Annotated in this window: 22 protein-coding genes and 1 riboswitch; of the genes, 13 read left to right on the top strand and 9 right to left on the bottom strand. The window is 69.8% G+C overall.

All coding sequences use genetic code 11. From position 1 onward, the window contains the following. Positions 1 to 42: 42 nt before the first annotated feature. Both gcvH and gcvT read right to left on the bottom strand, forming a co-directional pair. Positions 43 to 423, bottom strand: coding sequence for a glycine cleavage system protein GcvH (gene gcvH, locus ACSMXX_RS08140; protein WP_473183360.1), 381 nt, complete (start codon positions 421 to 423; stop codon positions 43 to 45). A gap of 136 nt (positions 424 to 559) precedes the next feature. Then, a complete protein-coding gene (gene gcvT, locus ACSMXX_RS08135; protein ID WP_473183359.1) occupies positions 560 to 1,735 on the bottom strand; it encodes a glycine cleavage system aminomethyltransferase GcvT in 1,176 nt (391 codons plus the stop codon). A gap of 144 nt (positions 1,736 to 1,879) precedes the next feature. Beyond that, positions 1,880 to 1,988, bottom strand: a riboswitch (glycine riboswitch). 364 nt (positions 1,989 to 2,352) lie between these two features. Here gcvT and ACSMXX_RS08130 point away from each other — a divergent pair. From ACSMXX_RS08130 to ACSMXX_RS08095, 8 genes are all read left to right on the top strand, one after another. After that, positions 2,353 to 3,045, top strand: coding sequence for an AAA family ATPase (locus ACSMXX_RS08130; RefSeq protein ID WP_473184688.1), 693 nt, complete (start codon positions 2,353 to 2,355; stop codon positions 3,043 to 3,045). A gap of 114 nt (positions 3,046 to 3,159) precedes the next feature. After that, on the top strand, positions 3,160 to 3,930 hold the full coding sequence (locus ACSMXX_RS08125) for an enhanced serine sensitivity protein SseB (protein ID WP_473183358.1): 771 nt from the start codon (positions 3,160 to 3,162) through the stop codon (positions 3,928 to 3,930). Positions 3,931 to 4,319: 389 nt separating this feature from the next. Beyond that, a complete protein-coding gene (locus ACSMXX_RS08120; RefSeq protein ID WP_473183357.1) occupies positions 4,320 to 5,078 on the top strand; it encodes an enhanced serine sensitivity protein SseB C-terminal domain-containing protein in 759 nt (252 codons plus the stop codon). Between the two features lie 312 nt (positions 5,079 to 5,390). Beyond that, complete coding sequence (locus ACSMXX_RS08115; RefSeq protein WP_473183356.1) at positions 5,391 to 6,392, top strand: ABC transporter permease; 1,002 nt, start codon at positions 5,391 to 5,393, stop codon at positions 6,390 to 6,392. Positions 6,393 to 6,478: 86 nt separating this feature from the next. Next, positions 6,479 to 8,248: an ABC transporter substrate-binding protein gene (locus ACSMXX_RS08110; RefSeq protein ID WP_473183355.1), complete on the top strand. Its 1,770-nt coding sequence runs from the start codon at positions 6,479 to 6,481 to the stop codon at positions 8,246 to 8,248. Positions 8,249 to 8,375: 127 nt separating this feature from the next. Further along, complete coding sequence (locus tag ACSMXX_RS08105) at positions 8,376 to 9,374, top strand: ABC transporter permease (RefSeq protein ID WP_473183354.1); 999 nt, start codon at positions 8,376 to 8,378, stop codon at positions 9,372 to 9,374. Next, positions 9,371 to 10,468, top strand: a complete 1,098-nt coding sequence (locus ACSMXX_RS08100; protein WP_473183353.1) for an ABC transporter ATP-binding protein — start codon at positions 9,371 to 9,373, stop codon at positions 10,466 to 10,468. Before ACSMXX_RS08105 ends, ACSMXX_RS08100 begins: the two co-directional genes overlap by 4 nt. A gap of 14 nt (positions 10,469 to 10,482) precedes the next feature. Further along, on the top strand, positions 10,483 to 11,583 hold the full coding sequence (locus ACSMXX_RS08095) for an ABC transporter ATP-binding protein (RefSeq protein WP_473183352.1): 1,101 nt from the start codon (positions 10,483 to 10,485) through the stop codon (positions 11,581 to 11,583). A gap of 178 nt (positions 11,584 to 11,761) precedes the next feature. Here ACSMXX_RS08095 and ACSMXX_RS08090 read toward each other — a convergent pair whose 3' ends face one another. Next, positions 11,762 to 12,529, bottom strand: a complete 768-nt coding sequence (locus ACSMXX_RS08090) for a transglycosylase SLT domain-containing protein (protein WP_473183351.1) — start codon at positions 12,527 to 12,529, stop codon at positions 11,762 to 11,764. 481 nt (positions 12,530 to 13,010) lie between these two features. Here ACSMXX_RS08090 and ACSMXX_RS08085 point away from each other — a divergent pair, with 481 nt between their 5' ends. Together ACSMXX_RS08085 and ACSMXX_RS08080 are read left to right on the top strand one after the other, a co-directional pair. After that, positions 13,011 to 13,688: a trimeric intracellular cation channel family protein gene (locus tag ACSMXX_RS08085; protein ID WP_473183350.1), complete on the top strand. Its 678-nt coding sequence runs from the start codon at positions 13,011 to 13,013 to the stop codon at positions 13,686 to 13,688. Positions 13,689 to 13,767: 79 nt separating this feature from the next. Then, positions 13,768 to 14,622, top strand: a complete 855-nt coding sequence (locus ACSMXX_RS08080; protein WP_473183349.1) for a thioesterase family protein — start codon at positions 13,768 to 13,770, stop codon at positions 14,620 to 14,622. Between the two features lie 72 nt (positions 14,623 to 14,694). Here ACSMXX_RS08080 and ACSMXX_RS08075 read toward each other — a convergent pair whose 3' ends face one another. From ACSMXX_RS08075 to ACSMXX_RS08065, 3 genes are all read right to left on the bottom strand, one after another. Continuing rightward, on the bottom strand, positions 14,695 to 15,906 hold the full coding sequence (locus ACSMXX_RS08075; protein ID WP_473183348.1) for an MFS transporter: 1,212 nt from the start codon (positions 15,904 to 15,906) through the stop codon (positions 14,695 to 14,697). A 268-nt stretch (positions 15,907 to 16,174) separates the two neighbouring features. Beyond that, positions 16,175 to 17,482 carry an acyltransferase family protein gene (locus ACSMXX_RS08070; protein WP_473183347.1) on the bottom strand — a complete coding sequence of 436 codons (1,308 nt, stop codon included), beginning with the start codon at positions 17,480 to 17,482 and terminating at the stop codon, positions 16,175 to 16,177. A gap of 249 nt (positions 17,483 to 17,731) precedes the next feature. Beyond that, entirely contained in the window at positions 17,732 to 18,619 is an 888-nt protein-coding gene (locus tag ACSMXX_RS08065; RefSeq protein ID WP_473183346.1) for an alpha/beta fold hydrolase, read from the bottom strand. 192 nt (positions 18,620 to 18,811) lie between these two features. Between ACSMXX_RS08065 and ACSMXX_RS08060 the strand changes: the two genes are divergently transcribed. After that, positions 18,812 to 19,288, top strand: coding sequence for a Dps family protein (locus ACSMXX_RS08060; protein WP_473183345.1), 477 nt, complete (start codon positions 18,812 to 18,814; stop codon positions 19,286 to 19,288). 135 nt (positions 19,289 to 19,423) lie between these two features. Here the strand turns inward: ACSMXX_RS08060 and ACSMXX_RS08055 are convergent, their stop codons facing one another. Next, a complete protein-coding gene (locus tag ACSMXX_RS08055; protein WP_473183344.1) occupies positions 19,424 to 20,278 on the bottom strand; it encodes a M23 family metallopeptidase in 855 nt (284 codons plus the stop codon). A gap of 52 nt (positions 20,279 to 20,330) precedes the next feature. Continuing rightward, positions 20,331 to 21,110 carry a prepilin peptidase gene (locus tag ACSMXX_RS08050; protein ID WP_473183343.1) on the bottom strand — a complete coding sequence of 260 codons (780 nt, stop codon included), beginning with the start codon at positions 21,108 to 21,110 and terminating at the stop codon, positions 20,331 to 20,333. 536 nt (positions 21,111 to 21,646) lie between these two features. Between ACSMXX_RS08050 and ACSMXX_RS08045 the strand changes: the two genes are divergently transcribed. Both ACSMXX_RS08045 and ACSMXX_RS08040 read left to right on the top strand, forming a co-directional pair. Next, complete coding sequence (locus ACSMXX_RS08045; RefSeq protein ID WP_473183342.1) at positions 21,647 to 23,068, top strand: ATP-binding protein; 1,422 nt, start codon at positions 21,647 to 21,649, stop codon at positions 23,066 to 23,068. Positions 23,069 to 23,146: 78 nt separating this feature from the next. Beyond that, positions 23,147 to 23,884 carry a Clp protease N-terminal domain-containing protein gene (locus ACSMXX_RS08040; RefSeq protein WP_473183341.1) on the top strand — a complete coding sequence of 246 codons (738 nt, stop codon included), beginning with the start codon at positions 23,147 to 23,149 and terminating at the stop codon, positions 23,882 to 23,884. 25 nt (positions 23,885 to 23,909) lie between these two features. On the opposite strand, the gene ACSMXX_RS08035 is transcribed toward ACSMXX_RS08040, so the two are convergent. Next, the gene (locus ACSMXX_RS08035) at positions 23,910 to 25,301 is read right to left on the bottom strand and encodes a hypothetical protein (protein WP_473183340.1); all 1,392 of its coding nucleotides are present in this window, start codon (positions 25,299 to 25,301) and stop codon (positions 23,910 to 23,912) included. Positions 25,302 to 25,313: the final 12 nt, after the last annotated feature.

Below are 25,313 nucleotides of genomic sequence, written 5' to 3'. Positions count from 1 at the left end.
GCCGCCTGCGGGCGGCCGTACGTGCGGGCGCGGAGCCGGGCGTCAGCTCCCGGCGGTGAACGAGGCGTACTCGTCGGCCGACAGCAGACCCGCCGGCTCGTCCGAGATACGCACCTTGAACAGCCAGCCGCCCTCGAACGGGGCGGAGTTGACCAGCGCCGGGTCGTCCACGACGTCCTGGTTGATCTCCGTGATCTCACCGGAGACCGGCGCGTAGAGGTCGCTGACCGACTTCGTCGACTCCAGTTCGCCGCAGGGCTCGCCCGCGGTGACGCTGTCCCCGGTCTCGGGGAGCTGGACGAAGACGACGTCGCCGAGCGCGTCGGCGGCGTGCGCCGTGATGCCGACCGTCGAGACGCCGTCCTCGGCGTCCGACAGCCACTCGTGCTCCTTGCTGTAGCGCAGCTGCTGCGGGTTGCTCATGTTGCGATTCTCCTGGATGAGAAGGGGACGGAGGGAATCAGTCTTGGCCAGTGGGACGCGGGACACCTCCAGGGGCACGGGTGTCGGCGCGCCACGGTCATGGGGTGTCCCTGCTCGAAGAGCACGGGGAGGGCCGTCAGCGCTGCCGCTTGTAGAAGGGGAGCGCCACGACCTCGTACGGCTCGTGCTTGCCGCGGATGTCCACCGCGACGCCCTCGGTGCCGGGCTCCGCGGACGCGGGATCGACGTACGCCATGGCGACCGGCTTGCCGAGGGTCGGTGACGGCGCACCCGAGGTCACCTCGCCGATCACCGAACCGTCCGCCGCGGAGACCACCTCGTAGCCCGCGCGCGGCACCCTCCGGCCCTCCGCGATCAGACCGACGAGCTTGCGCGGTGGCGCCTTCTCGGCCTGGGCCGCGGCGGCCTCCAGCGGCTTGCGCCCGACGAAGTCGCCGTCGTTCGTGGTCTTCTCGAACTTCACGATCCGGCCCATGCCCGCGTCGAACGGCGTTGTACGCGTGGTCAGTTCGTGCCCGTACAGCGGCATGCCCGCCTCGAGGCGCAGGGTGTCGCGGCAGCTCAGTCCGCACGGCACGAGACCGGCGGGCGCGCCCGCCTCGGTGAGCGCCTCCCATACGGCGACGGCGTCGGCGGGCGACACGAACAGCTCGAAGCCGTCCTCGCCGGTGTATCCCGTACGGGCGATGAGGGCGTCGCGTCCTGCGACGGTGCCCGGCAGGCCCGCGTAGTACTTCAGCCCGTCCAGATCGGCGTCCGTGAGGGCCTTGAGGCCGTGCCCTCCGGAGAGAATGGCTGCGGCCTCCGGGCCTTGCACGGCGATCAGCGCGTACGCGTCGCGGTCGTCGCGGACCTCGGCGGCGAAGCCGGTGCCGCGCTCGCTCAGCGCGTCCAGCACGGTCTGCGCGTTCGAGGCGTTGGCGACGACCATGTACGTCTCTTCGCCGGTGCGGTAGACGATCAGGTCGTCGAGGATGCCGCCGGAGGCGTCGCACAGCATCGTGTAGCGGGCGCGGCCGACGGCCAGCCGGGAGAGGTTGCCGACCAGGGCGTAGTCCAGCAGCTCGCCGGCCTGGCGGCCGGTGACGGTGATCTCGCCCATGTGGGAGAGGTCGAAGAGTCCCGCGCGCGTGCGCACCGCGACGTGCTCGTCCCGCTCGCTGCCGTAGCGCAGCGGCATGTCCCAGCCTGCGAAGTCGGTCATCGTGGCGCCGAGCGCGCGGTGTACGGCATCAAGGGCCGTGGTGCGCGGGGCCGGGGTGCCGGCGGTCCCGCTGTCGGTGTCGTTCATGTCAGGCTCCCGTGACTCGGTGACGCGGATGTCCTCCCCATCTGTCATCGGAACCTGAGAGGTTCGCCACGAGCCCTCGTGCACGGGCGGCGGCTTGCACCGTGGGTGGAGCCGCCCGTGGGCGGCCCGCTTTTCAGATCTGCCTCATCCTGCGCGGTATCGGTGCCTGAGAGATTCAAGGGAGGACTTGCTCCTTCGGCGCCCCGGTGACCCGCACACTGTGCGCGGCCGGGGACTCTCCCGCGTGGATTCGAACGGCCGGTATGCAGTTGACTGGCCCGCTCATCATGGCACGGCGGAGCAGGGGCGTCGACGGTGCGTGCCTCGCCTCGGGAGCGGTGCGTGCGTCCCTGCCGGAGAGCGGTGCGGTGCCTCGCCGCAAGAGCGGTGCGTGCGTCCCTGCCGGGGCGGTGCGTGCCTTTCGCGGCAGTCCCGCAGCGGTAAGGCCGCCTTGCTGCACATTACTGTTTCTTGACACTCTCGGAGGCGGACCGCCGACCGGCGGTCACCAGCCGGGGAGGGGCGATCAGGTGGGCAGCCTGCGCAGTGCGTACGCGACGGTGACCGGCTGGGGGTATTCATCCGCCGGGCAGCGCAGAGACGCCGGCGGCGCTCCGGTGGCGGCACCTGCGGCCGTCGAGACTCCGGCCCCGGCCGGCCCGTCCGCCGGGGCCGCCACGGCTGCCGCGGTCGGACCGGCCGTTCCGGCGCCTCCGGCTCCGTCCGCGGTCGCCGCCACCCTTCACGATCTGCGCGGCACGGAGATCCGCCGTACGCTCCGCTTCCCCGCCGGCGACAGGGTCGTGGTCTCGGGGCTCCCCGGCAGCGGCAAGTCGACGCTGATCCGCCGTGCCGTCGCCGTACAGGACACCGTCCGCCGCATCGACTCCCAGGACGTGCGCGAACGGTGGGCGGCCGCTCTCCCGCGCTGGCTGCCGTACGCCGTCTACCGGCCCCTCGTACGCCTCGCGCACTACGCCGGGCTGCGGCGCGCGCTCGCCTCCGGGGCGAGCGTCGTCGTGCACGACTGCGGCAGCCAGGCCTGGGTGCGCAACTGGCTCGGCCGGGACGCCCTCCGCCGCGGCCGCGCGCTCCACCTCGTACTCCTCGACGTACCGCCCTCGACGGCGCTGCGCAGCCAGGCCGAGCGGGGGCGGACCGTCTCCGACTACGCATTCATGCGCCACCGCCGTGCGGTACGGCGGCTCATCGCGGACGCGGAGGCCGGGCGGCTGCCCCGCGGATGCGAATCCGTGGTGCTCCTGGACCGGGGCGCTGCGGGGAGGCTCCCGGGCATGGCCTTCGACTGACGCGGGACGGACGGCCGACGGACGGCATGACTGACGGCGGGTGGGCGGCACGCGCACGCCCGCGCACCGGGACCGCCCGCACCCCGCCGTGACCACCGCACTAGGGTTTCCGCCATGACCATTCCTCAGCAGTACGGACCGGGCCACGGCGGAGGCTGGCCCGGCAACGAACTGGAGGAGGCCCTCGCCGCCTCCCTGCAGGTGCCCGGCGCGGGTGCCCGGCTGCTGGAGGTGCTCGGACGCAGCAGCGTCTGGGTCCCGTTGCCCGAGGGCGGCGGCCCGAACAGCCCCGACCTGGATCTGCCCACAGTCGAGCTCGACGGGGCCGCGTATGTCCCGGTCTTCAGCTCGGAGCAGCAGTTCCTGCAAGTCGTGGGCGGCCACATGTCCTTCACCGTCGCGCCGGCCCGCGAGTTCGCCCGCGGACTGCCGCCGCAGGTCGGCATCGCCGTCAATCCGGAGGGCACCGTCGGCATGCCGCTGCCGCCGGAGGCCGTCGCGGAACTCTGCGCCAACACCCCCGGCGAGCAGGCGGCGTGGGGCGTGGCGCGGGGCGCGCGCGTACGGCTCTTCGAACCGGACTGGCAGGACGAGCCGGTGGACTTCCTCGCCGCCGTGGCCGGTGAGTTCTCCACTCTGCCGTTGATGCGCACCGCCCGCCGCGCCCTGGCCAGTTCGGAGGGCGATCCGCCCGCGCTGTTCATCGGGATCGAGCTGGACCAGCTCGACCCCGACATCCGCCAGGCCGCGCACGACGCGCTGGCGCGCGCGCTGGGCCGCGTCCCGGTCAAGTGGCTCGTGCAGCTCGTGCTGATGGACGCCGCGCAGGACCCGGTCGTGGACTGGATGCGGCACTGCGTGCGCCCCTTCTACTCGCGGGACTGATCCCTGGCCCCGACGCGGGGACCGACGCCCGGCCCGGCACCCGGGCCCCGCACCCGAGCCCGGCATCCATTACCGGCACCCGGGGCCGGCATCCGCCACCCCGTCCGGGACCAGGGTCGGGGGCGCCCGCCCCCGCTCCGCCCCAGGACGTAGCGCTTCAGTACGACGCCCCGTGTCGGTCGCGGCTCGTAAGCTGGTTTGATGACGGGGACAACGGGGAGGGCCGCGTTCGCGGACCCGGTACAGATCATGGTGAAAGACCGCTTCCCTGCCGGCCGTGCTGCTTGGGGGCACTCCCCCTCGCTGCACTGGGGGGACCCCCACCCAGGCCGGAAGGCTCTGGGGGAGGCGGGCAGGCGAGAGAGCGGTTCCGTAAGAAGGGCGGCCAGGTGAGCGCGGTGGCAGGTGTCGAGCAGCTGCTGGGGCAGGTGTCGCCGGGGAGGTACGACACCTATGAGGCGTTGCTCGATGCGCTCACCGACAGCGAAGTGTGGATGCTGCTCTGGAACGGCCGTCCGGGCACGCCCGACGCACAGTACGGAAACATGGAGGTGGGCGGGTACGGCTACGCCCCCTGCGTGACCTCCGCCCAGGAGCTGGCGGCCTCCGGCTGGGACCGTTCGCACGAGATCGTCTCCGGCCGCGAGATCGCCTCCGCCCTCTTCCCGGAGCGCTGGGGGATCTGGCTCAACCCGCACGCCCCGGGCGGCGGGGTCGGCGTCCCCTGGCTCGATCTGCGGCGCATCGCGCTGGGCCTGGACCAGCTGCCCGCCGGTCCGCTGCGCATCAGCGAACCGAGCCTGGACATCGCGCAGTTCTACGCACTGCTCAGCCAGAACGCACACCGCACGCCCGCCGTGCGGTCCCTGCGCCGCGCCTGGGTGCAGCCCGCGCTGGGCGCCGGCTATCTCGCGATCGGCATGGATCTGTACGACTCGGGCCGGCAGGCCGTCGAGTCGGCGCAGCAGATGATGCGTCAGTCGGTGACCGCGGTGCCGGACGGGCTGCCCGTCTCCAGCGTCGCCATGTCGGACGACTACGACCCCGTGGCGATGTGGCTGCGCCGCAATTCGCGTCCTTTCTTCGACCGTGACGTGCCGACGGCCGACGCCGCTCCGCGGCACGGTTACGGATATCCGCTCTCCTGACGCCCGTACGGGCGGTCGGTGCCCAACTCCTCCTCCGCTCAAGAGTCCTGCGCACGGAAGTGCTGGTGGGCGGTTGTCCACGCGCATTGATCGGTTTCCGATAGTCGCCAGCTTCCGTTCGTATAACGGAACCTGACGCCGCACATCACAGTTAGGCATCCTTTCCCCAGGGGGACTGGCGGGTGATCGCGAGGCGGATGAGACTCCCGAGCGTTGAGGCCTTCGGCCTTTTGTGAACGCGTTACTTGCGAACTGGCCGCTACAGCGGCGGGCGTGGCTGGTCACCCCCGGCCGAGAGAGGGTTCCCCCACGATGACGGCACCACTGCACGACACGTCCGCGGAGACCGCTCCTGCCGATCCCGCTCTCGTTGACGGCGCAGGTGGCAAGTCCATCGAAGGACGCTCTCTCGGACGTATCGCGTGGAACCGTCTCAAGCGCGACAAGGTGGCGCTCACCGGCGGCTGCGTCGTCCTCCTGCTGATCGTGGTGGCCGTGTTCGCGCCGCTCATCGTGAGCGTCCTGGGGCATCCGCCGGACCAGCACCACGAGGACGCGATCGACCCGCTGTTCCAGACGCCGAAGGGCGCGCTCGGCGGCATCAGCGCCGAGCATCTCCTCGGTGTCGAACCCGGCAACGGACGGGACCTCTTCAGCCGCGTCGTCTACGGCGCACGCGTCTCGTTGCTCGTCGGTTTCCTCTCCGCCGTGGTCGCCGTCGTCGTCGGAACCGTACTGGGCGCTCTCGCGGGCTACTTCGGCGGCTGGCTGGACGCGGCCATCAGCCGCGTGATGGACATGCTGCTCGCCTTCCCGCAGCTGCTGTTCATCATCTCGCTGATCTCCGTGCTGCCGAGCGAGATGTTCGGGCTGACGGGCACAGGCGTCCGGATGACCGTGATGATCCTGGTGATCGGCTTCTTCGGCTGGCCGTACATCGGCCGCATCGTGCGCGGTCAGACCCTCTCCCTGCGTGAGCGGGAGTACGTGGAGGCGGCCCGCAGCCTCGGTGCCGGGCGGCGCTACATCCTGTACAAGGAGCTGCTGCCGAACCTGATCGCGCCGATCACCGTCTACACCACCCTGATGATTCCCACCAACATCCTCACCGAGGCGGCGCTCAGCTTCCTCGGCGTGGGAGTCAAGCCGCCGACTGCTTCCTGGGGGCAGATGCTCTCCCAGGCCACGCGCTACTACGAGGCGGATCCGATGTTCATGGTGGTGCCGGGTGTGGCCATCTTCATCACCGTCCTCGCCTTCAACCTCTTCGGCGACGGCGTGCGCGACGCGCTCGATCCCAAGGGGTCCCGTTGACACCCCAGCGCCAGGCACGGCCTGGCTCTGGACCCCCGGCCCGGCGCAGCCGTGCGGGCCGTGACCTACACCGGAGGATGCAGATCGTGACAACCCAACGCTCATCGAGGCGCAGGATCGCCGCGTCGGCCGTCGCGGTCGCGGCCCTCCTCGTCACCGCCGGATGCGGTGGCGGCGGCAGTGACGGCGAAGGCGACGGCAAGGCGCCCGGATTCAACGCGGCCAACGGCAAGACGGCGAACGCGTCCGACAAGAAGGGCGGGACGCTGAAGTTCATCGGTACCCAGGACGCCGACTCCTGGGACACCACGCGTGGCTACTACGGCTTCGCCTGGGACTTCATGCGCTACTACAGCCGCACCCTGATCACCAGCAAGCCCGTCGCGGGCAAGGAGAGCTCGGAGCTGGTCCCGGACCTGGCCAAGGCCAAGGCGAAGATCTCGGACGGCGGCAAGACGTATTCGTACGAGCTTCGCGACGGCATCACCTGGGAGGACGGCAAGCCCGTCACCTCCAAGGACATCAAGTACGGCATCGAGCGGCAGTGGGCGCAGGACGTGCTGTCCGGCGGCCCCATCTATCTCAAGGACACGCTCGACCCGGACGGCAAGTACAAGGGCCCCTACAAGGACAAGGCCAAGGACAAGCTCGGTCTGGACGCCATCGAGACGCCGACCGACAACAAGATCGTCTTCAAACTGCCCAAGCGCAACGGTGACTTCGAGCAGATGCTCGCGATGCCGTCGGCCTCGCCGGTGCGCCAGGACAAGGACACCAAGTCGAAGTACGGCCTGAAGCCGTTCTCCAACGGCCCGTACAAGTTCGAGTCGTACACGCCGAACAAGTCGCTGAAGCTCGTCCGCAACCCCGAGTGGAAGAAGTCCTCGGACAACATCCGCAAGGCGCTCCCGGACAAGATCACCCTCACGCTGATCACCAACTCCGACGAGATGGACAAGCGCCTCATCAACGGCGACTACGACCTGGACATCAACGCCACCGGCATGGAGGCGGCAGGCCGTCAGACGGCCCTCAAGGAGCACAAGGGCAACATCGACAACCCGAGCACGGGTTACATCCGTTACGCGGTCTTCCCGCAGACGGTGAAGCCCTTCGACGACATCCACTGCCGCAAGGCGATGATCTACGGCTCGGACCACAAGTCGATCCAGAACGCCCGCGGCGGCCCGCTCGCCGGCGGCGACATCGGCACCAACATGCTGCCGAAGCTCGTCCCGGGCTCCGACCTGAAGTTCGACCCGTACGGCATCGCCAAGAACGACGGCAAGGCCGACGTGGCCAAGGCCAAGGCCGAGCTGAAGAAGTGCGGCAAGCCGAACGGCTTCAAGACGACGATCGCGGTCCGCAACAACAAGCAGGTCGAGATCGCCTCCGCCGAGGCCATGCAGGCCTCGCTGAAGAAGATCGGCATCGAGGCCGAGGTCGACCAGTACGACGGCGCCCAGACCACGGGCATCATCGGCAACCCCGACTACGTCAAGAAGAAGAACTACGGGATCATCATCATGGGCTGGGGCCCGGACTTCCCGTCCGGCCAGGGTTACGGCATGCCGCTGTGGCACAGCAAGTACATCCTGGACAACGGCAACAACAACTACGCCATGATCGACGACCCGAAGATCGACAAGATGTTCGCCGGCGCGATCGCCGAACTCGACAAGAAGAAGGCGGCCGAGAAGTACGCGGCCATCAACGCCGAGGTCATGAAGGGTGCGTACTACCTGCCCTTCACGTTCGAGAAGAACATCATCTGGCGTTCCAGCAGGCTGACCAACGTCGGTACGACCGACGCCTACAGCGGTCGCTACGACTACGCCGTGCTCGGCGTCAAGTGACCGTCCGACCCCGCCGGCGCACCCGCCGCTAGGCACGAAGGGCAGGTGAGGGCCGCCCAGCGGCGGCCCGGTGAACTCCCCGAAGAACCGGGAGAGTTCACCGGGCCGCCGACCGGCCCGTAAGGCAGTGCTCACTTATCTCATCAGGCGGCTGTTCGCCGTCGTCGTGATGCTCGTCGTCGTCATGCTGGCGGTGTTCGGCATCTTCTTCCTGATCCCGAAGTGGACCGGGGTCGACCCCGCCACGATGTTCGCCGGCAAGCAGGCCGATGCCCAGGCGCTCGAGGGAATCCGGCAGAAGCTCGGCCTGGACGACCCGATCCTCGTCCAGCTCTTCGACTTCTTCAGGGGCATCCTCGTCGGCCGCGACTACAGCAGTGCCGGGGACAGCTACCACTGCGAAGCGCCGTGCTTCGGCTACTCGTTCAAGACCGAGCAGGCCGTGTGGCCGATCCTCGCCGACCGGCTGCCCGTCACCCTGGGCCTGGCCGTCGGTGCCGCGATCATCTGGCTGGTCATCGGGCTCTCCGCCGGCGTCGTCTCGGCGCTGCGCCGCGGCTCCATCTGGGACCGCGCGGCCATGGGCATGGCTCTCAGCGGCGTCTCGCTGCCGATCTACTTCACCGGCCTGCTGTCGCTGGCGATCTTCTCCTACGGGCTGGGGTTGGTGAGCAACGAGTACACACCCCTCGAGGAGAGCTTCCCCCAGTGGTTCAGCGGAATGATCCTCCCCTGGCTGACCCTGGCGTTCCTCTTCGGCGCCATGTATGCCCGGCTCACCCGCGCCACGATGCTCGAAGTGATGGGCGAGGACTACATCCGCACCGCCCGCGCCAAGGGCGTACGGGAGCCGGTCGTCATCCGCAAGCACGCGATGCGCTCCACGATGACCCCCATCATCACGCTCCTCGGAGTGGACCTCGGCGCCCTCATGGGCGGCGCGATCCTCACCGAGACCACCTTCAGCCTCCCCGGCCTCGGCCAGGCGGTTCTGAAGGCGATCGGTGAGAAGGACCTGCCGCTGATCCTCGGCGTCACGCTGATCACCGCCTCCGCGGTCGTCGTGGCGAACCTCATCGTGGACCTGCTGTACGGCGTGATCGACCCCCGAGTGAGGCTCGCATGACGGAATCGCACAAGACGGGCGTCTCGGCGGTCGGCGAGTCCGCCACCGCCTCCCCGGCCCGTTCCTTCCTCGAAGTGCGCGATCTGCATGTGCACTTCCCCACGGAGGACGGCCTGGTGAAGTCCGTCGACGGGCTCTCCTTCCGGCTCGAGAAGGGCAAGACCCTCGGCATCGTCGGCGAATCCGGTTCTGGGAAGTCCGTCACCTCGCTCGGCGTCATGGGCCTGCACACCGTGGGGCAGTACGGGCGGCAGAAGGCCCGCCTCTCCGGCGAGATCTGGCTCGACGGGCAGGAGTTGCTCTCGGCCGACCCGGATTCGGTGCGCAGGCTGCGCGGCCGTGAGATGGCGATGATCTTCCAGGATCCGCTCTCCGCGCTCCACCCGTACTTCACCATCGGGCACCAGATCATCGAGGCGTACCGCGTACACCACGACGTGGACAAGAAGACGGCCCTCAAGCGCGCCGTCGAACTCCTCGACCGCGTGGGCATCCCGCAGCCCGACCAGCGCGTGAACAGCTACCCGCACGAGTTCTCCGGCGGCATGCGGCAGCGCGCGATGATCGCCATGTCGCTGGTGAACAACCCCGAGTTGCTCATCGCCGACGAGCCGACGACCGCGCTGGACGTCACCGTGCAGGCGCAGATCCTCGACCTGATACGGGATCTGCAGAAGGAGTTCGGCTCCGCGGTCATCATCATCACCCACGACCTCGGCGTCGTCGCCGAGCTCGCCGACGACATCCTGGTGATGTACGGGGGCCGCTGCGTCGAGTACGGCACCGCCGAGCAGGTCTTCTACGAGCCCCAGCACCCCTACACCTGGGGCCTGTTGGGCTCGATGCCGCGCGTGGACCGCGCGCAGAGCGAACGCCTCATCCCCGTGAAGGGCTCACCGCCCAGCCTGATCAACATCCCCGACGGCTGCGCCTTCAACCCGCGCTGCCCGTACGCCGATGTGCCCAAGGGCAATGTCACGCGCACCGAACGGCCCGAGTTGAGGGAGGTGGGCGACGGTCATCTGTCCGCCTGCCACATGGACCGCGGCGACCGGGACCGGATCTGGAACGAAGAGATTGCCCCGAAGCTGTGAGTGAGGACGAGCAGATGACGATCCCGTCCCAGCGTGTGACGGACGCCGTGCAGACCAAGGCCGACCCGGAGCCCGGCGAGTCGCTGCTGCGGGTGGGCGGCCTGACGAAGCACTTCCCGATCACCAAGGGCATCCTCAAGCGGCAGGTCGGCGCGGTCAAAGCGGTAGACGGCATCGACTTCGACGTACGGGCGGGGGAGACCCTGGGCGTCGTCGGCGAGTCCGGATGCGGCAAGTCCACGATGGGCCGCCTGATCACGCGGCTGCTCGAACCGACGGCGGGCACGGTCGAGTTCGAGGGCCGGGACATCACCCACCTCGGTGTGGCCGGTATGCGTCCGCTGCGGCGCGACGTCCAGATGATCTTCCAGGACCCGTACTCGTCGCTGAACCCCCGGCACACCGTCGGCGCCATCGTCAGCGCCCCCTTCAAGCTCCAGGGCGTCACGCCCGAGGGCGGTGTGAAGAAGGAGGTGCAGCGGCTGCTGGACCTGGTGGGGCTCAACCCCGAGCACTACAACCGCTATCCGCACGAATTCTCCGGCGGGCAGCGGCAGCGCATCGGCATCGCACGCGCACTCGCCCTCAACCCGAAGCTCGTCGTCGCCGACGAGCCGGTCTCGGCGCTGGACGTCTCGATCCAGGCGCAGGTCATCAACCTGCTGGACGACCTGCAGGACGAGCTCGGTCTCACCTACGTGATCATCGCCCACGACCTGTCGGTGATCCGGCACGTGTCGGACCGGATCGCGGTGATGTACCTCGGCAAGATCGTGGAGCTGACCGACCGGCAGTCTCTGTACGAGTCGCCCATGCACCCGTACACGCGTGCGCTGCTCTCCGCCGTGCCGGTCCCCGACCCGCGGCGCAAGGCGCAGGGCGGACGCGACCGCATCCTGCTCCAGGGCGACGTCCCCTCGCCGATCAAGCCGCCCAGCGGCTGCCGCTTCCACACCAGGTGCTGGAAGGCCACCCAGGTCTGCTCGACGACCGAGCCGCCGCTGGTCTCCCTGGCCCCCGGACACGAGGCGGCCTGCCACCACCCGGAGAACGCCCCCGACCAGCACCCCGAGGACAGCACGCCGCTGGCGGACCGGTCGCCGCAGGCCGACTAGGGGGTGTCGGCGGACTTCGCGCGGCGCGGGCCGGCGGACTTCGGGCAGCCAGGACCGGCCCCGAACGTGCGGAAGGGCGGCCGCGCACCGCGACCGCCCTTCCTGTGCTGTTGTCTCTGCTGTTGTCCGAATCACTTGTCTGTCCTGTTGTCGATCTGTGTGCGGCTGCGGCGCCGGATCAGTACGCGGAGTTCACGTTGTCCATGGAGCCGTACTTGTCGGCCGCGTAGTTGCAGGCGGCGACGATGTTGGCCACCGGGTCGGTCAGGTCGTTCTTGGTGCCCTCGACGTGGTACGCGTCGAAGGTCGGCTGGATGGTCTGCAGCAGACCCTTCGAGGGCGTGCCCTTCTGGGCGTTGACGTCCCAGTCGTTCATGGCGTTCGGGTCGCCGCCCGACTCACGCATGATGTTCTTCTTGATGCCCTGGTGCGAGCCCGGGATGCCCTCTTCCTTCATGACCGCGCGGGCCTGCTTGATCCAGCCGTCCAGGTTGTCGCCGCGGGTCGAGCGGTCGGCCTTCTGGCCGGTGCCGGCACGTGCCTCCTTGGCCTTCTCCGCCTGCTTGGCCTTGGCGGCCTTCTCGGCCTTCTCGGCCTTGGCGGCCTTGGCGGCCTCGTCGGCCTTGTCGGCCGGCTTGGAGGCGGACACCTGCTTCGTCTCCTCACCCTTCACGGGGGACGTGGAGTGGGCCGGTGCGTGGCTGCGCGTGTTGTCGGTGGCGTGATCGCCCGTCGCGGCCTTGGCGGCCTTCGTCGACGGATGGTCGGCCACGTTCACCGAGTGGCCGGCAACCTGCTTGGCCTTGGCTCCTCGGTCCTGGTGGGCGTCCGAGTTCGCAGCGGGCGCTGCTCCGGCGGTCAGGGCCACGACTCCTGCGGCGGCCGCAAGGCCGGCAGCGGCGGACTTCTGGGTCTTGGTCAGTCGGCTGATGGCGGTAATGCGCATGGAAAAGCAGGAACCTTTCGATTGCTTCGTCGCGTAGGAGCCGGATCGGCGTGGGCGCCGAGTTCGGTTCCCGGCGCAAGCGACGCTGCCCATTGGTAAAGGCTCGCGATGCGGGGCCCAAATATGTGACGTACTAAGCGAGCACGGAGTGAAATGCCGGTACAGAATCGGACATCTGGGTTCGAACCTTCGAAATGCCGCAGGACCGGGATCGGCGTCGCCGGTAACCGACTAAGCGGTTTCGTATGTGACGTGCGTCTTATGCGCCGCCTCACATGCGCGAGGTTCCGGATCGACGCTTCGTGATTCCGGAAACACATACCGGTATCGCGGTGGCACCCTTTGTCAGAATTCGTCGCTTTCTGCCATCGGGCCAGCTCGGAAGGGGTTCCGAGGCGTCCCGTCCGGCCGCCTTTCCGTCCCGGGGTCCCGGCCGTCTCCCGTCCGTGCAGGTCTCGTGCACGGGAGGCGCCGGGGAAGAATGGGCCGCGTGAATCAGCACCTGCTCGATCCGGCCGTGCAGCACTGGCTCGACATCGCCGGCATCTTCGTCTTCGCGATATCCGGTGCGCTCCTCGCCGTACGCAAGAACTTCGACGTTTTCGGCATGGCGGTGCTGGCGGAGGTCACGGGGCTCGGCGGCGGGCTTTTCCGCGACGTCGTCATCGGGGCCGTGCCGCCGGCCGCATTCACCGACGCCGGATATTTCCACGCCCCGCTGATCGCCACCGCCCTCGTCTTCTTCCTGCATCCGCACGTGGAACGGATCAACAAGGCGATCAACATCTTCGACGCCGCCGGCCTCGGGCTCTTCTGCGTCGTCGGTACGGTCAAGGCCCACGAGTACGGGCTCGGACTCTTCGCCTCCGCCGTACTCGGTCTCGCCACGGCAGCGGGTGGCGGCGTACTGCGGGACGTGCTCGCCAACGAGGTGCCCTCGCTGCTGCGCTGGGACCGGGACCTCTACGCCGTACCCGCCATCGTCGGCGCCACCGTGACGGCCCTGCTGCTGGACGCCGGCGCGCTCAACGCCGTGACGATGCTGTGCGCCGCCGCCCTGGCGTTCCTGATCAGGCTGCTGGCGCTGCGGTTCGGATGGCGCGCCCCGCGCGCCTGGCACCGTCGCTCAACGGTGGAGGATGCGGAGCCGGGTTCCTGAGCCGGAGCCGGAGCCGGGGCCGGGGCCGAGCCGGGACCGGTGACTACCTGCCGGTAACATATCCGTGTACGGTGCTCATATGTCCGAGACAATCTCCGAGGCCATCTCCGGGAACACCCTCAGCGAGTTCGACCGCGACACCGCCGTACGGCAGCGGGAGCCGGGTGTCCACGACGTGCGGCTCTCCCCGGGCTGGGCCATCGGCCACGCACTCAACGGCGGCTATCTGCTGGCGACCGTCGGCCGAGCCCTCGGCGAGACGCTTCCGCATCCCGACCCGTTCACGGTCACCGCGCACTATCTTTCGGCCAGCACACCCGGCCCGGCCGTGATCCGCAGCGAGACGGTGCGCACTGGCCGCACCCTCTCCACCGGCACCGCGGGCCTCTTCCAGGCCGGCGCGGACGGCCACGAGACCGAGCGCATCCGCGTCCTCGCCTCGTACGGCGATCTGGACACCGTCACGGACGACATCCGTACGAGCGCGAAACCGCCCGCCATGCCGCCCCTCGACCAGTGCTTCAGCGCCCGGGACAACCCCGCCGGGCCGGACGCCGGCCCCGAGATGGGCAAGCGCCTCGACCTGCGGCTCGACCCGGCCACCTGCGGATGGGCGGTCGGGGCGCCGAGCGGGCGCGGCGAGATGCGCGCCTGGTTCGGCCTGGCCGACGGCCGCGACGCCGACCCGTTCTCCCTGCTGATGGCGGTGGACGCGCTCCCGCCCACCGCGTTCGAGCTGGGCCTGAGCGGCTGGGTGCCGACCGTGGAACTCACCGTCCACGTCCGGGCCCGCCCGGCCCCGGGGCCGCTGCGCGTTTCCGTCTCGACCGTCAACCTCGCCGGGGGCTTCCTGGAGGAGGACGTGGAGATCTGGGACAGCGCGGACCGGCTCGTCAGCCAGTCCCGGCAGCTCGCCCGGGCGAAGGTGAACTGAGGCGCCTCCCCGTCGCAGGCACGGTCGGCGTGGTCCGGGGCCGAGAGCGCCGTGGCCGGCACAACCGCTTCGTTACCGGACACTTCGTACGAACATCACGAGCACTGCGCCGACGGCCGCGACGATGCCGGCGCCCCAGAACAGGGCCGGATAGTTGTCGGTGGCGCCGGAGGTTCCGAGGGTGAGCAGGAACAGACCGGCGCCACTGGCCAGCGACTGCGGCAGCGCGTTCGCGATGTTGAACACGCCGAGATCCTTCGCGGCCTCGTCCGGATCGGGCAGCACGTCGATGACCAGTGCCATGTCCACACCGACGTAGACCCCGAAGGCGATGCCCATGACCGCCTCCACGACGTAGAACTGGCCGATCGTCGTGACGGACGCGAGCGCGACGAGGCCCGCCGCGAAGAGGACGGTCGCCACGGCGACGAAGACCCGCCGGCGGCCGAGCCGGTCGGACAGCAGGCCGCCCACGTAGCTGGCTGCGACCAGGCCGACGGTGTAGATGAGCACTCCGTTCGCGAGCACGGCGGCCGCCCTGGCGGCGCTCATGCCCACCTCCTCCTGGAGGAAGTAGAGGCGGAAGGTGATGAACATGAACGAGGCGAGCGTGATCAGGAACCGCCCCAGCCACACCAGCGCGAAGTCCGGGTGCTTGCGAGGGCTCACCCAGAACGAGCGCACGAAATAGGCGAAGCCGAGCCGGGGCGGCGCGGTCTCGATCGGATGGTCCGGCAGTACGAGTACGCAGGCCAGCACCGAAAGCGCCGCGATCACCCCCGGGACCAGGAACAGCAGCGCCATGTCCTCGGTGAAGAGCGGGGCGAGATAGGCGCCGGCCAGCGGCGCCGCGTTCGCCATGGCACCGAGTACGCCCGAGACCTTGCCGCGCTGCGCGAGCGGCACCTGGTCGGCCATGCTCGCCATCAGCGCCGCGAACGAGCAGCTGACGCACAGCTGGCAGAACGCCCACGAGACGAGCACGACCGGAACCGACGGCCCCCACGCGACTCCGGCCAGCCCGGCCAGGAACGCGAGGGCGCCGCCGAGCAGCCACGGCCGCCGGCGCCCGAAGCGCGAGGTCGTGCGGTCGCTGATCCGCCCGAACACCGGGCTGCCGACCATCGCGACGATCGCGCCCACCGACAGCACCGCGGCCAGTGAGGACGCCGAAGCCTGGGCGCTGCCCGAGAACAGCGCCTGCATCTTGATCGCCATGCTCACCGTGACCGGCGCGAGCACTCCGACGAACAGGCCGAGCTGCGCCACTGCGAGACCGGCCACGACTTTCCCGGGGACACGTGTTCCGTCAGGTGTTCCGTCACCGGACGCCGAGCTCCCGTGTCCGACGAGGGGTTCTGTCACGGTCACCTCCGTGTCACCGCGGCGGCCCGGTACGGGGCCGGGCCGGCGAAGTCGAACGTGCCGGACCGGACCCTCGGTGCCGTGGGAGGACGCCAAGCCTTCCCGACCACGGGACCAGAAGCCCTCGTCTCGTTCAACCACCCCAACTGCCTGACATCCGTGGCCTGTTGCCCGGCCGGGGGCTGATTCAGGAGCTCCAGGTTCCGCCACGGGCGGCGGTGTCGGGGACGCCTCCTCCGTCGGCCGGAGACTGCCGTGACGCGGGCGCCGGCGGCAGCTCCAGCACACGCGCGGCCGGAGCGGGCGGCAGCTGGGGCGCGTTCACCGCCGGTGCTTCCGCGGCCGGCGTGCCCGCGGCTGCCGCGTCCCGTGCCGCCGTGTCCCGTGCCACGGCGTCGTCCCGTACCGCGGAGTCCGGGGCCGCCGCGTCCGCCGCCGGACCCGGAGCGTTCGCCCGCGGGGAGAAGAACCACCGCATCCGCGGCTCCAGCACGAAGCGCAGAGCTCGCCGCACGGGCGCCGTACAGAGCAGGGTCATCATCATCACGGCGAGCACCGTGATGGCGAAGCGGTCGAGCGGATGCCTCGCCCCCTCCTCCTCGAACCAGCCCAACTCCTTGGCGTACGCGATCGGGTACACGTGCAGCAGATACGCGCCGAGCGTTCCCGCCCCGAGCGAGGTGAACCACATGTGCCGCCGCGGCACCCAGGCCAGGAAGCACACCGTCATCACCAGCGCACAGCCGAACGCCGTCAGCGTCATCGCCGCTCCCAGCCACGACGGAAGTCCCAGCCCCTGTGCGTCCTTATCGTGCAGGAACGGAGCCGCGGAGATGTACGGCACGGCCGCGTACGACACCACGAGCGCTCCGGCGGCGACCGGCACGGCGAGTATCCGGACGACGCGGCGCTGCACCATCTCGAAGTGATGGCGCCGCAGTCGGAGCCCCAGTACGAAGAACGGCAGGAACTGCGCGACCCGCATGAGCCCCAGGTCGTTGCTGACGGAGGGCGTCACACTGGCGGCGACCGCGACCGCGACGGCCACGGTGAGCGGCCACCGCAGAAGCTTCCAGACCGGGGTCGTGAGCCGCCACAGACACAGCGCCATCAGGAACCAGAGCGCGAACGCCGGTTCCTGGTAACTGAATTCGCGGTCCGGGTCGTCTGCAGCCCACCGCATGAAGAGGGTGTAGAGCGTCTGGAAGACGAGGTACGGGACGACGAGGCCCGTCAGCAGCCGTCTGATCTGCCGCGGCCTGCACTCGAAGCTGCGCGAGAGGTAGCCGGAGACGATGATGAAGGCCGGCATGTGGAACGAGTAGAGGAAGTAGTAGAGCGCGCTCGTCGTGCGGCTGTCGGTGGTGAGCGGCGCCCACGCGTGTCCGACGGCGACAAGCACGATGGTCAGGTACTTCGCGTTGTCCAGGTATGCGTCCCGCTCCGGGCGCTCGCCCCGACCTGCCTGCTCCTCCTCCACTCCAGCTGCCGCCACCGCCGGTAACGCGCCGGCAGGGGAGGCGGGTTCAGCGCGGAGCGGGGGAAGCGGCGCCCGTTCGATACCGGCCTGCAGCATCTGCCGCACGCTAGAACCGGAAGTGGATGTTCGAAGTTTTTCTGTACGATGCAGCGATTTCGCGAAGGGGGAGAGGGAGTTGAGGGTACCTTCTGCCGTCTGCGGGCCCCTGCCAGGTCCCCTCCCACGGCCCCTCCCACGGCCCTTGCTGCCGCCCCGCCCGTGCGGTCAGCCCGTGCCCTGCAGGAAGTCCCCGAGCGCGGCGGTCAGTTGGGCCGGTGCGTCCTCCTGTACGAGGTGACCGGCGCCCTCGATGAGCCGGAGCCCCGCACCGGGGATCAGGCCGGCGAGCCGGTGCGCTCGGTCGACGGGGATCCAGGTGTCCGCCGTGCCCCAGCAGATCAGGACCGGCGGTTCGATCCCGCCGTAGCGTCCCTCGATCTCGTCCGTGAACCGCTGGTCGTTCTGCTGGATCTGCCGGTAGAACGCGTCCTGCCCCGCCTCGCCCAGCCAGGGAGCCGCCAGAGCGTCCAGCACCCGCGGATGCAGCCCGTGCGCGCTCGCCGAGCTGACGTACTCACGCACCAGCGCCTCGTGCAACGCGGGCGGCAACTGTCCGAACACCTCCGCATGTCCGCCCAGCAGCCGGTAGGCGGGCGACCCCCACGGGGCGAGCGCCACCGGGTCGACGAGCGCCAGGCGCCCGTACCGGGCGCCGTGCAGCAGATGTGCGCGCAGGGCGACACAGCCGCCGAAGTCGTGTGCCAGTACGGCTGGTTGGTGCGCCGCGCCCGCTCCCAGCCCCCAGTGGCCGAGGAGTTCGGCGAAGATCTGCCCCTGCGCGGCGAGCGACACGTCCTGCCCCTCGTACATCGCGGACGTGCCGTATCCGGGCATGTCCCAGACGTGGACACGGAAGCGCTGCGAGAGGGCCCTCGCGATGCCCCGCCACGTGTACGACGACCACGGCGTCCCGTGCAGCAGCACCACGGGAGCCCCGTCCGCGGGGCCGAGCCGGCCCCACCGGACCGCGCCGGACGAGCTCTCGTACGTCTGGTCCAGGGTGTCCGCCCAGCTCTCCCGGTCTCCCGGGGCATCGGCCTGCCGCTGTGTCATCCGGCCAGTCTCCGCGAGGAGGGCGGGACCTGCACATGGGTTTCCCGACGACGGTGTGACTGTGCGCAATTGCCCCATTCCAGTGCGTGACAACACGGGGCGGCCGGTCCCGTCGCGTATGAATTCCGGTGGCTCATCCGGTTACCCGGGCGGTGCGAAATACAGGGCCGGCCGAGAGAAAGCGAGAAGGTTGTGACCTACGCAGTGAAGAGCACACTCCCGGACGACGACCTGAAGACCGTCGGCGAGGCCTTGCAGGGTGCGCTCGTGGACCTGGTCGATCTCTCCCTCGTGGCGAAGCAGATCCACTGGAACGTGATCGGCCCCCGGTTCCGCTCCATCCACCTCCAGCTGGACGACGTCGTCGCCACCGCACGTTCCTACTCGGACACCGTGGCGGAACGGGCCTCCGCGCTCGGTCTGCCCCCGGACGGACGCTCCGCGACCGTGTCGGCGACGAGCGGGATCGAGAAGGCGAAGGAGGGCTGGCAGAAGGACACGGACGCCGTACGGACGATGGTCCACGCCCTGGAGTCGCTCATCGGCCGCTCCCGCGAACGCATGGCCTCGGTGAGCGAACCGGATCCGGTGACCGAGGACATCTTCATCCAGCTCACCGGCGACCTCGAGAAGCACCACTGGATGTTCCAGGCAGAGAACGGCAGTTGAGGTCCGGCTTCGAAACGGACCGGCCGAACGGGAGGTCGCTGTTCCCCGAGTTCTCCCGGGAGTGAACGGTCCCGGCTGTCCGCTGAAGTTCCGGGCAACCGGGACCCACCGCTGCGGTACCGGCGTGCCGATCCCTCAGGAGGGAGGCGCCGGAACGGCCGGGACGAAGCTGCTGAAGTTCGCCGGAACGCCCGTGTGTTCGCTTCCGTCATCGTCGCTGTAGCGCCATTCGAACGGCAGACCGTGCGCGCTCATCACATCCGGGCCGTCCATCAGCTGGAAGTGCAGATGGGGGTCGGAGGAGTTGCCGGAGTTGCCGCACTCGGCGAGCTGCTGACCTGTGGTGACCCGGTCGCCCGGGCTCACCCGCAGGGAGCCCCGGCGCAGGTGCGCGAAGACCGCGTGGACACCTCCGCCGATGTCCAGCACAACGTGGTTGCCGAGCAGATGGCGCGGCCATCCCAGGCCGCGCACATACCCCTCCAGGTAGAGGAAGAGCAGGCCCGGCACTGACATACGGGTCAGGTGGTCCCGCTGCCGGCCCGCGGTCGCCACGACCACTCCGTCAGCCGGGGCGAGAAGTGGGCGGCCGAAGGAGGGGTAGGACTGCGGACGCCGCGCCAGGGGCCAGAACCACGTGACAGGCGGAGTGGCCGGAACCTCCGGGTCGTCCTCGCCGCCTTCCGGGCGCGGATCGTATTTCACGTCGATCGCGTAGGTCTGGGCGTGGCTGTGAGTGTGGCTGGGGACCTTCGTCCCCGGGCTGTTGAACGCCGTCCAGCGCCCGGTGACGGGCACTGGGATCAGCATGGGCCTCCGATTCGCGCGCGGGCGCTGCCGGAGATTCAGGGCACCGGCCATGAGCAGCCCCGCCAGGATCAGCGCGACGCCAGTGAACCAAAGCGGCCCGAGACCTTGCCTGTTGACCAGAACACACACGGCTCCGGCCGCGAAGACGAGGCCGTGCCGCTTCCAGACAGCCAGCAGCATTCGTACCCCCCCGGTGCTTGCGAGTGAGCACGCGGACACCGGCCGTCAGGCGTCACACGGCGAACCCGCCGAGCAGAATTCCGCCCAGCGTACCCAGCACCATGAACGGGCCGAACGGTATGGCCGATTTGCGGCCGGCGCGCCTGGTGAGGAGCAGTGCCGAGCCGTATGCGGCGGCCAGGAGGAAGCTGAGGAAGGTTCCGGCGAAGAGCACGTCCCAGCCGTACCAGCCGAGCGCCGCACCCAAGGTGAGTGCCAGCTTGACGTCGCCGAAGCCCATTCCGCGAGGGTTCACGAGGAAGAGGACGAAGTGTCCGCAGGCGAGGACGGCCGCGCCCAGCAGCGCCCGTGTCCAGCTGCCGCCCGCCTGCGGCAGCAGCGCCGCCAGCCCGAGCAAAGCGACCGTCGCGGCGGCCAGCGGCAGCGTCAGCACGTCGGGGAGCCGCTTCACCCGCAGATCCACCGCGGCCAGCAGCAGTCCCATCGGGACGGCGAGCAGCCAGACCGCCAACTCCGGTCGTGCGCCCGTGAACAGGGCGATCCCCGCGCACGCCATGGCTCCCGCCGCGACGAAGAAGCGCGCGCCGGGACCGTACGGGCCCGCTGACGGCGCGCATCCCGGGCAGCGCGCAGGCCCGAGCCATCCGCCGGCCGGGCCCGTGAGGGGGTGTCCCGCCGGGCACTGCCCCTGCCGGGGTACCTCGGGGGGTACGGCGAAGCGGTAGACGGCGCGTGGCAGCAGCGAGCCGGCTGCCGCGCCGTAGCAGGCGGCGCCCACGGCGAGCATCGGCGTGACTCCCTCAGACGCCCACTGCACGTGTGTCCTCCCCATGCCGGTGTCGAGTCAGGATGGCAGCACCCGAGCCGCGGTCTCCGCATGGCTGGGCGACCGATGCGAGTTGGTCAGGCTCGCATGAAGAAGTCTTCCGAGGAGGACGCTCGTTCTCAGTCTTTCGCGGGCGGCATGGAATCTCAAACCCTTGCCGGGAAACGGATGTTGGACGCGCAAGCCTGTGTGCGGCGACCTTCCCCAACGGCTCTTCCCGGTCTGCGTCCATGCACGCACTCTCTGTCCTGCTGCATCTCAGGGGCCCTTTTGCTGCACTTCGAGGTGCCGCTCCCGGAGTCGATCATCGACCGAAGGGAGAACTCTGACCTGCGAAAATGGCGAGCACTTGCGAAGTAAGGCAGGCGAACCCGGCTCCGAACATCCGAACCCCTACCCGCCATGGCCCAGGGCACCGGTCACGCATCTTCCTCGATCGCTGGCCAGCTGAAGCTATCATTTGCGCAAGTTGCATTGATGAAAGTATCTTACGGGCAAGCATGGAACGTGCCCCGAGCCGAGTCGAGCCAGGAGAGGCCACCGTGAACGGATTCGTTGGACGCAGCACCGAACTCGGCCTGCTGGACGACCTGTTGACGCCCTTGCGGACCGGCGGGCGTGGCGGACGGAGAGGCCGGGCCGTACTCATTCGGGGGCGTCGGCGCGTAGGCAAATCCAGGCTGGTGGAGGAGTTTCTGGAGCGCACCGGGCTGCCGCACGTCTTCTTCACCGCCGTCGGCGGATCGAGGGAGGAGGACCTGGCCGTCTTCGCCGAGGAGCTGGCCGCCTCCACCCTCCCTGACGCTTCCCGCTTCGCGGACTTCGCCACACCACAGTCCTGGGACGCGGCGCTGAGCCTGCTCGCCGGCGCGCTGCCCACCGATATGCCGAGTGTCGTCGTACTCGATGAGATGCCCTACCTCGTACGCGAGGACCCCAGCTTCGAGGGCGCACTGCAGAAGGCTTTCGACCGGACGCTGTCCAAGCTCCCCGTGCTGGTCGTCCTCATCGGCTCCGACCTGACCATGATGGAGCAGCTGAACACCTACGGACGCCCCTTCTACCAGCGCGGGACCGAGATGGTCGTCCCCCCGCTCAATCCGGCCGAAGTCGCTGCCATGCTGGACCTGCCACCGGCGGACGCCTTCGACGCGTATCTGGTCACCGGCGGACTCCCGCTGACCCTCGAGGAGTGGCCGCATGGAGCCGGATTGTGGGACTACCTCGAGCAGGCCCTGCGCCGCCCGACCTCGGCCCTGCTCGTCAGTGGCGAGCGTGCCCTGGCCGCCGAATTCCCCACGGAGGCCCAAGCTCGCACCGTACTGGGAGCCATCGGGCACGGGGAGCGCACCTTCACACTGATCGGCCGCGCCGCCGGCGGCCTCAACCCCGGTTCGGTCAAGCGCTCCCTGGAACTCCTCACCGCACGTCGCATCGTCGCGGCCGACATTCCCTTGTCCACCCGGCCGAGCCGTGAGACGCGCTACCGGATCGATGACCCCTACCTGCGCTTCTGGTTCTCCTTCCTCGGCCCTGGATTTCCGAAGATCGAGCGCGGACGCGGCGACCGCGTGCTCAGGTCGATCCGTACCGGCTGGACGAGCTGGCGCGGCCGCGCCATCGAGCCCGTGATCCGCGACGCCCTGTGGCGCCTCGCCGACGACCGCCTCCCGGAAGACACCGACGCCGTCGGCGGCTACTGGACCCGGACCAACGACCCCGAGATCGACATCGTCGGAGCCGACCGATCCCCGATCGCGAAGAAGATCACGGTCGTCGGCTCGGTGAAGTGGCTGGAGAACAAGCCGTTCGACCCCCGCGATCTCGCCCGTCTCATCACTCACCGCTCGCAGCTGCCCGGCGCCGACGAGACCACCCCCCTGCTCGCCGTGGCCCGCAGCGGCTGCACCGCCGAAGGCATCCAGCACCTCACCCCGGCGGACCTCATCGCAGCCTGGTCGTAGGCCACGTCTGGGCGGCACCTGCCAAGTGTGTGTCAACCGAAGGTTGACGAGTAGGGACTGTCAACCTAAGGTTGCCCCATGACTGATCCAGTTCCCATGGCCGGTCAGGTCCGGCTCGACGACCTGATCGAGGCAATCAAGAACGTCCACTCCGACGCACTCGAACAGCTTCAGGACGCCGTGCTCGCCGCGGATCACCTCGGTGACGTCGCGGACCATCTCATCGGCCACTTCGTCGATCAGGCCCGCCGCTCGGGCGCCTCATGGACGGACATCGGCAAGAGCATGGGGGTCACGAGGCAGGCCGCACAGAAGCGCTTCGTGCCCAAGGCACCGGCGTCCGGCGAGGGTTCGGACCTCGACCCGTCCCAGGGCTTCGGCCGCTTCACCCCGCGGGCGCGGAGCGTCGTCGTGGCCGCCCAGAACGAGGCCCGTAAGGCGGGCAACCATGAGATCTCCGACGGTCACCTGATCCTCGGGCTCCTCCGCGAACCCGAGGGAATCGGGGCGAAGGTGCTCGTCGACCTGGGGGTGTCGCTCGAATCGGTGCGCGAGGCCGTGAGCGGGACGCTGCCCCCGGCTGCCGAGGGGGTGCCGGAGCTGATCCCGTTCGACGCACGGGCGAAGAAGGCGCTGGAGCTGACCTTCCGGGAGGCCCTGCGCCTGGGCCACAACTTCATCGGTACGGAGCACATCCTCCTCGCGCTCCTGGAGCTCGAGGACGGGGACGGCACGCTCACGGTGCTCGGCATCGAGAAGCCGGCAGCCGAAGCGGAGGTCATCAGGGCCCTCGAAGCCACGCTCGCGGGCGGCTGACGGACCGGGCCCGCCGCCGGCCGGGTCAGTACGCCGGCGGCGGCCCGAACGTGCCGCCCGTACCGCCCGTGCTGCCCGCGCCGCCCTGCGACGGCGGCGCGGCCGGAGGCGGCGGCGTGCCAGGCGGTGCGCCCGGCGGCGGTCCGGCGGGCGGCGGTCCCGCCGGCTGCGCCGGGGGATACGCGTAGCCGGGGCCCGCTTGACCCGGCCCCGGCTGCGGCGGGAAGTACGGCTGCGGCCCGGCCTGCCCCGGCTGCGCGCCGAAAGGCGCGGCGGCGCCCGGTACCGGTACCGGTACCGGTGCCGGGCCGGGCTGGGCCGGGACGCCGGGTCGCATCGTCAGCACGACCAGCGTCACCGCACCCGCCAGCGTGATCAGCAGCTGCAGGCGGCCGAAGGCATCGGACACCGGTGCCGCCTCAGCCACCTCGAAGAGCGTGCCGGAGTCGACGTAGGACCACAGGGCGATCACGGCCCCCGGCAGCAGCGCGATGGCGAGCCCCAGCGAGAAGCCGCGGGCGGAGAGCGCACGGGTCATGGCCAGCACCGCGCCTGCGCCGCCCGCGAGGATCAGCGTGAGCCAGACCCACCCCTGAGAGACGTCGAGCAGGGAGACGACCGTGCCTTCGCCGGTGAGAATCCGGAGCCAGTAGTCGCCTCCGCCCAGCGAGGCGGCCTGGATGCTCCAGCCGACGCTGAACAGCGCCACCAAGCCGAGGAAGACCGCCGCCACGACCGCGTGCGCTCCGGTCGGGTGTTGCGGCGACTCACTGGGCAGCGGCGGCTCGTACGGCTGATTCGGCTGCGGTGACATCAGGACTTGCGGGGGCTGCGGTGGCATCGGCTGCCCGTAGGCCTGCCCATGGGCCTGCCCGTACGGCTGCGGAGGCTGCCCGTAGGGCTGTGCCGCCTGTGCGGGCTGTTCCGGCCACCGCCGGTTTCCCGCCATCAGCACGATCGCGAGCGGCACGCAGAAGATCACCGTCCACACGCAGCTCGTCCAAGCGGCGTCCACGGCGGGGTCGTTGAAGAATCCGCCCAGCGCGTAGTACGGCGAGGACTCCGAGTGCAGGCCCGCGTGCCAGATCACGGGCAGCCGGTAGGAGAGGGTCAGCACCGTGGTGACGGTCAGCAGGCCGCCTGCCGTCCACGCCCGGGTGAAGGCGGCGAAGGCAGCCGCGATCTGGAGCAGGCCGAGGCCGATGTCGTCGGGGGTGGTGGCGGGGATGTCCGTCAGGTCGTCGGCGTCAGTGCCGTTGCTGAACGCTCCGGTCCACACCCCCCACGTGGTGGCGAAGTCCAGCTCCAGGATGTCGCGCAGCACCCAGATCCAGGTGTGCAGCGCGAAGAGGAGACAGAAGATCCCCCCGGTGATCCGTGCGCCCTTGCCCAGCACCCGCACCTGTGGCATCGCCATGCCCCCCTGCCC

It is taken from the genome of Streptomyces sp. DSM 116795, assembly GCF_055792905.1.
This window is presented reverse-complemented; position numbering and strand designations above follow the sequence as displayed.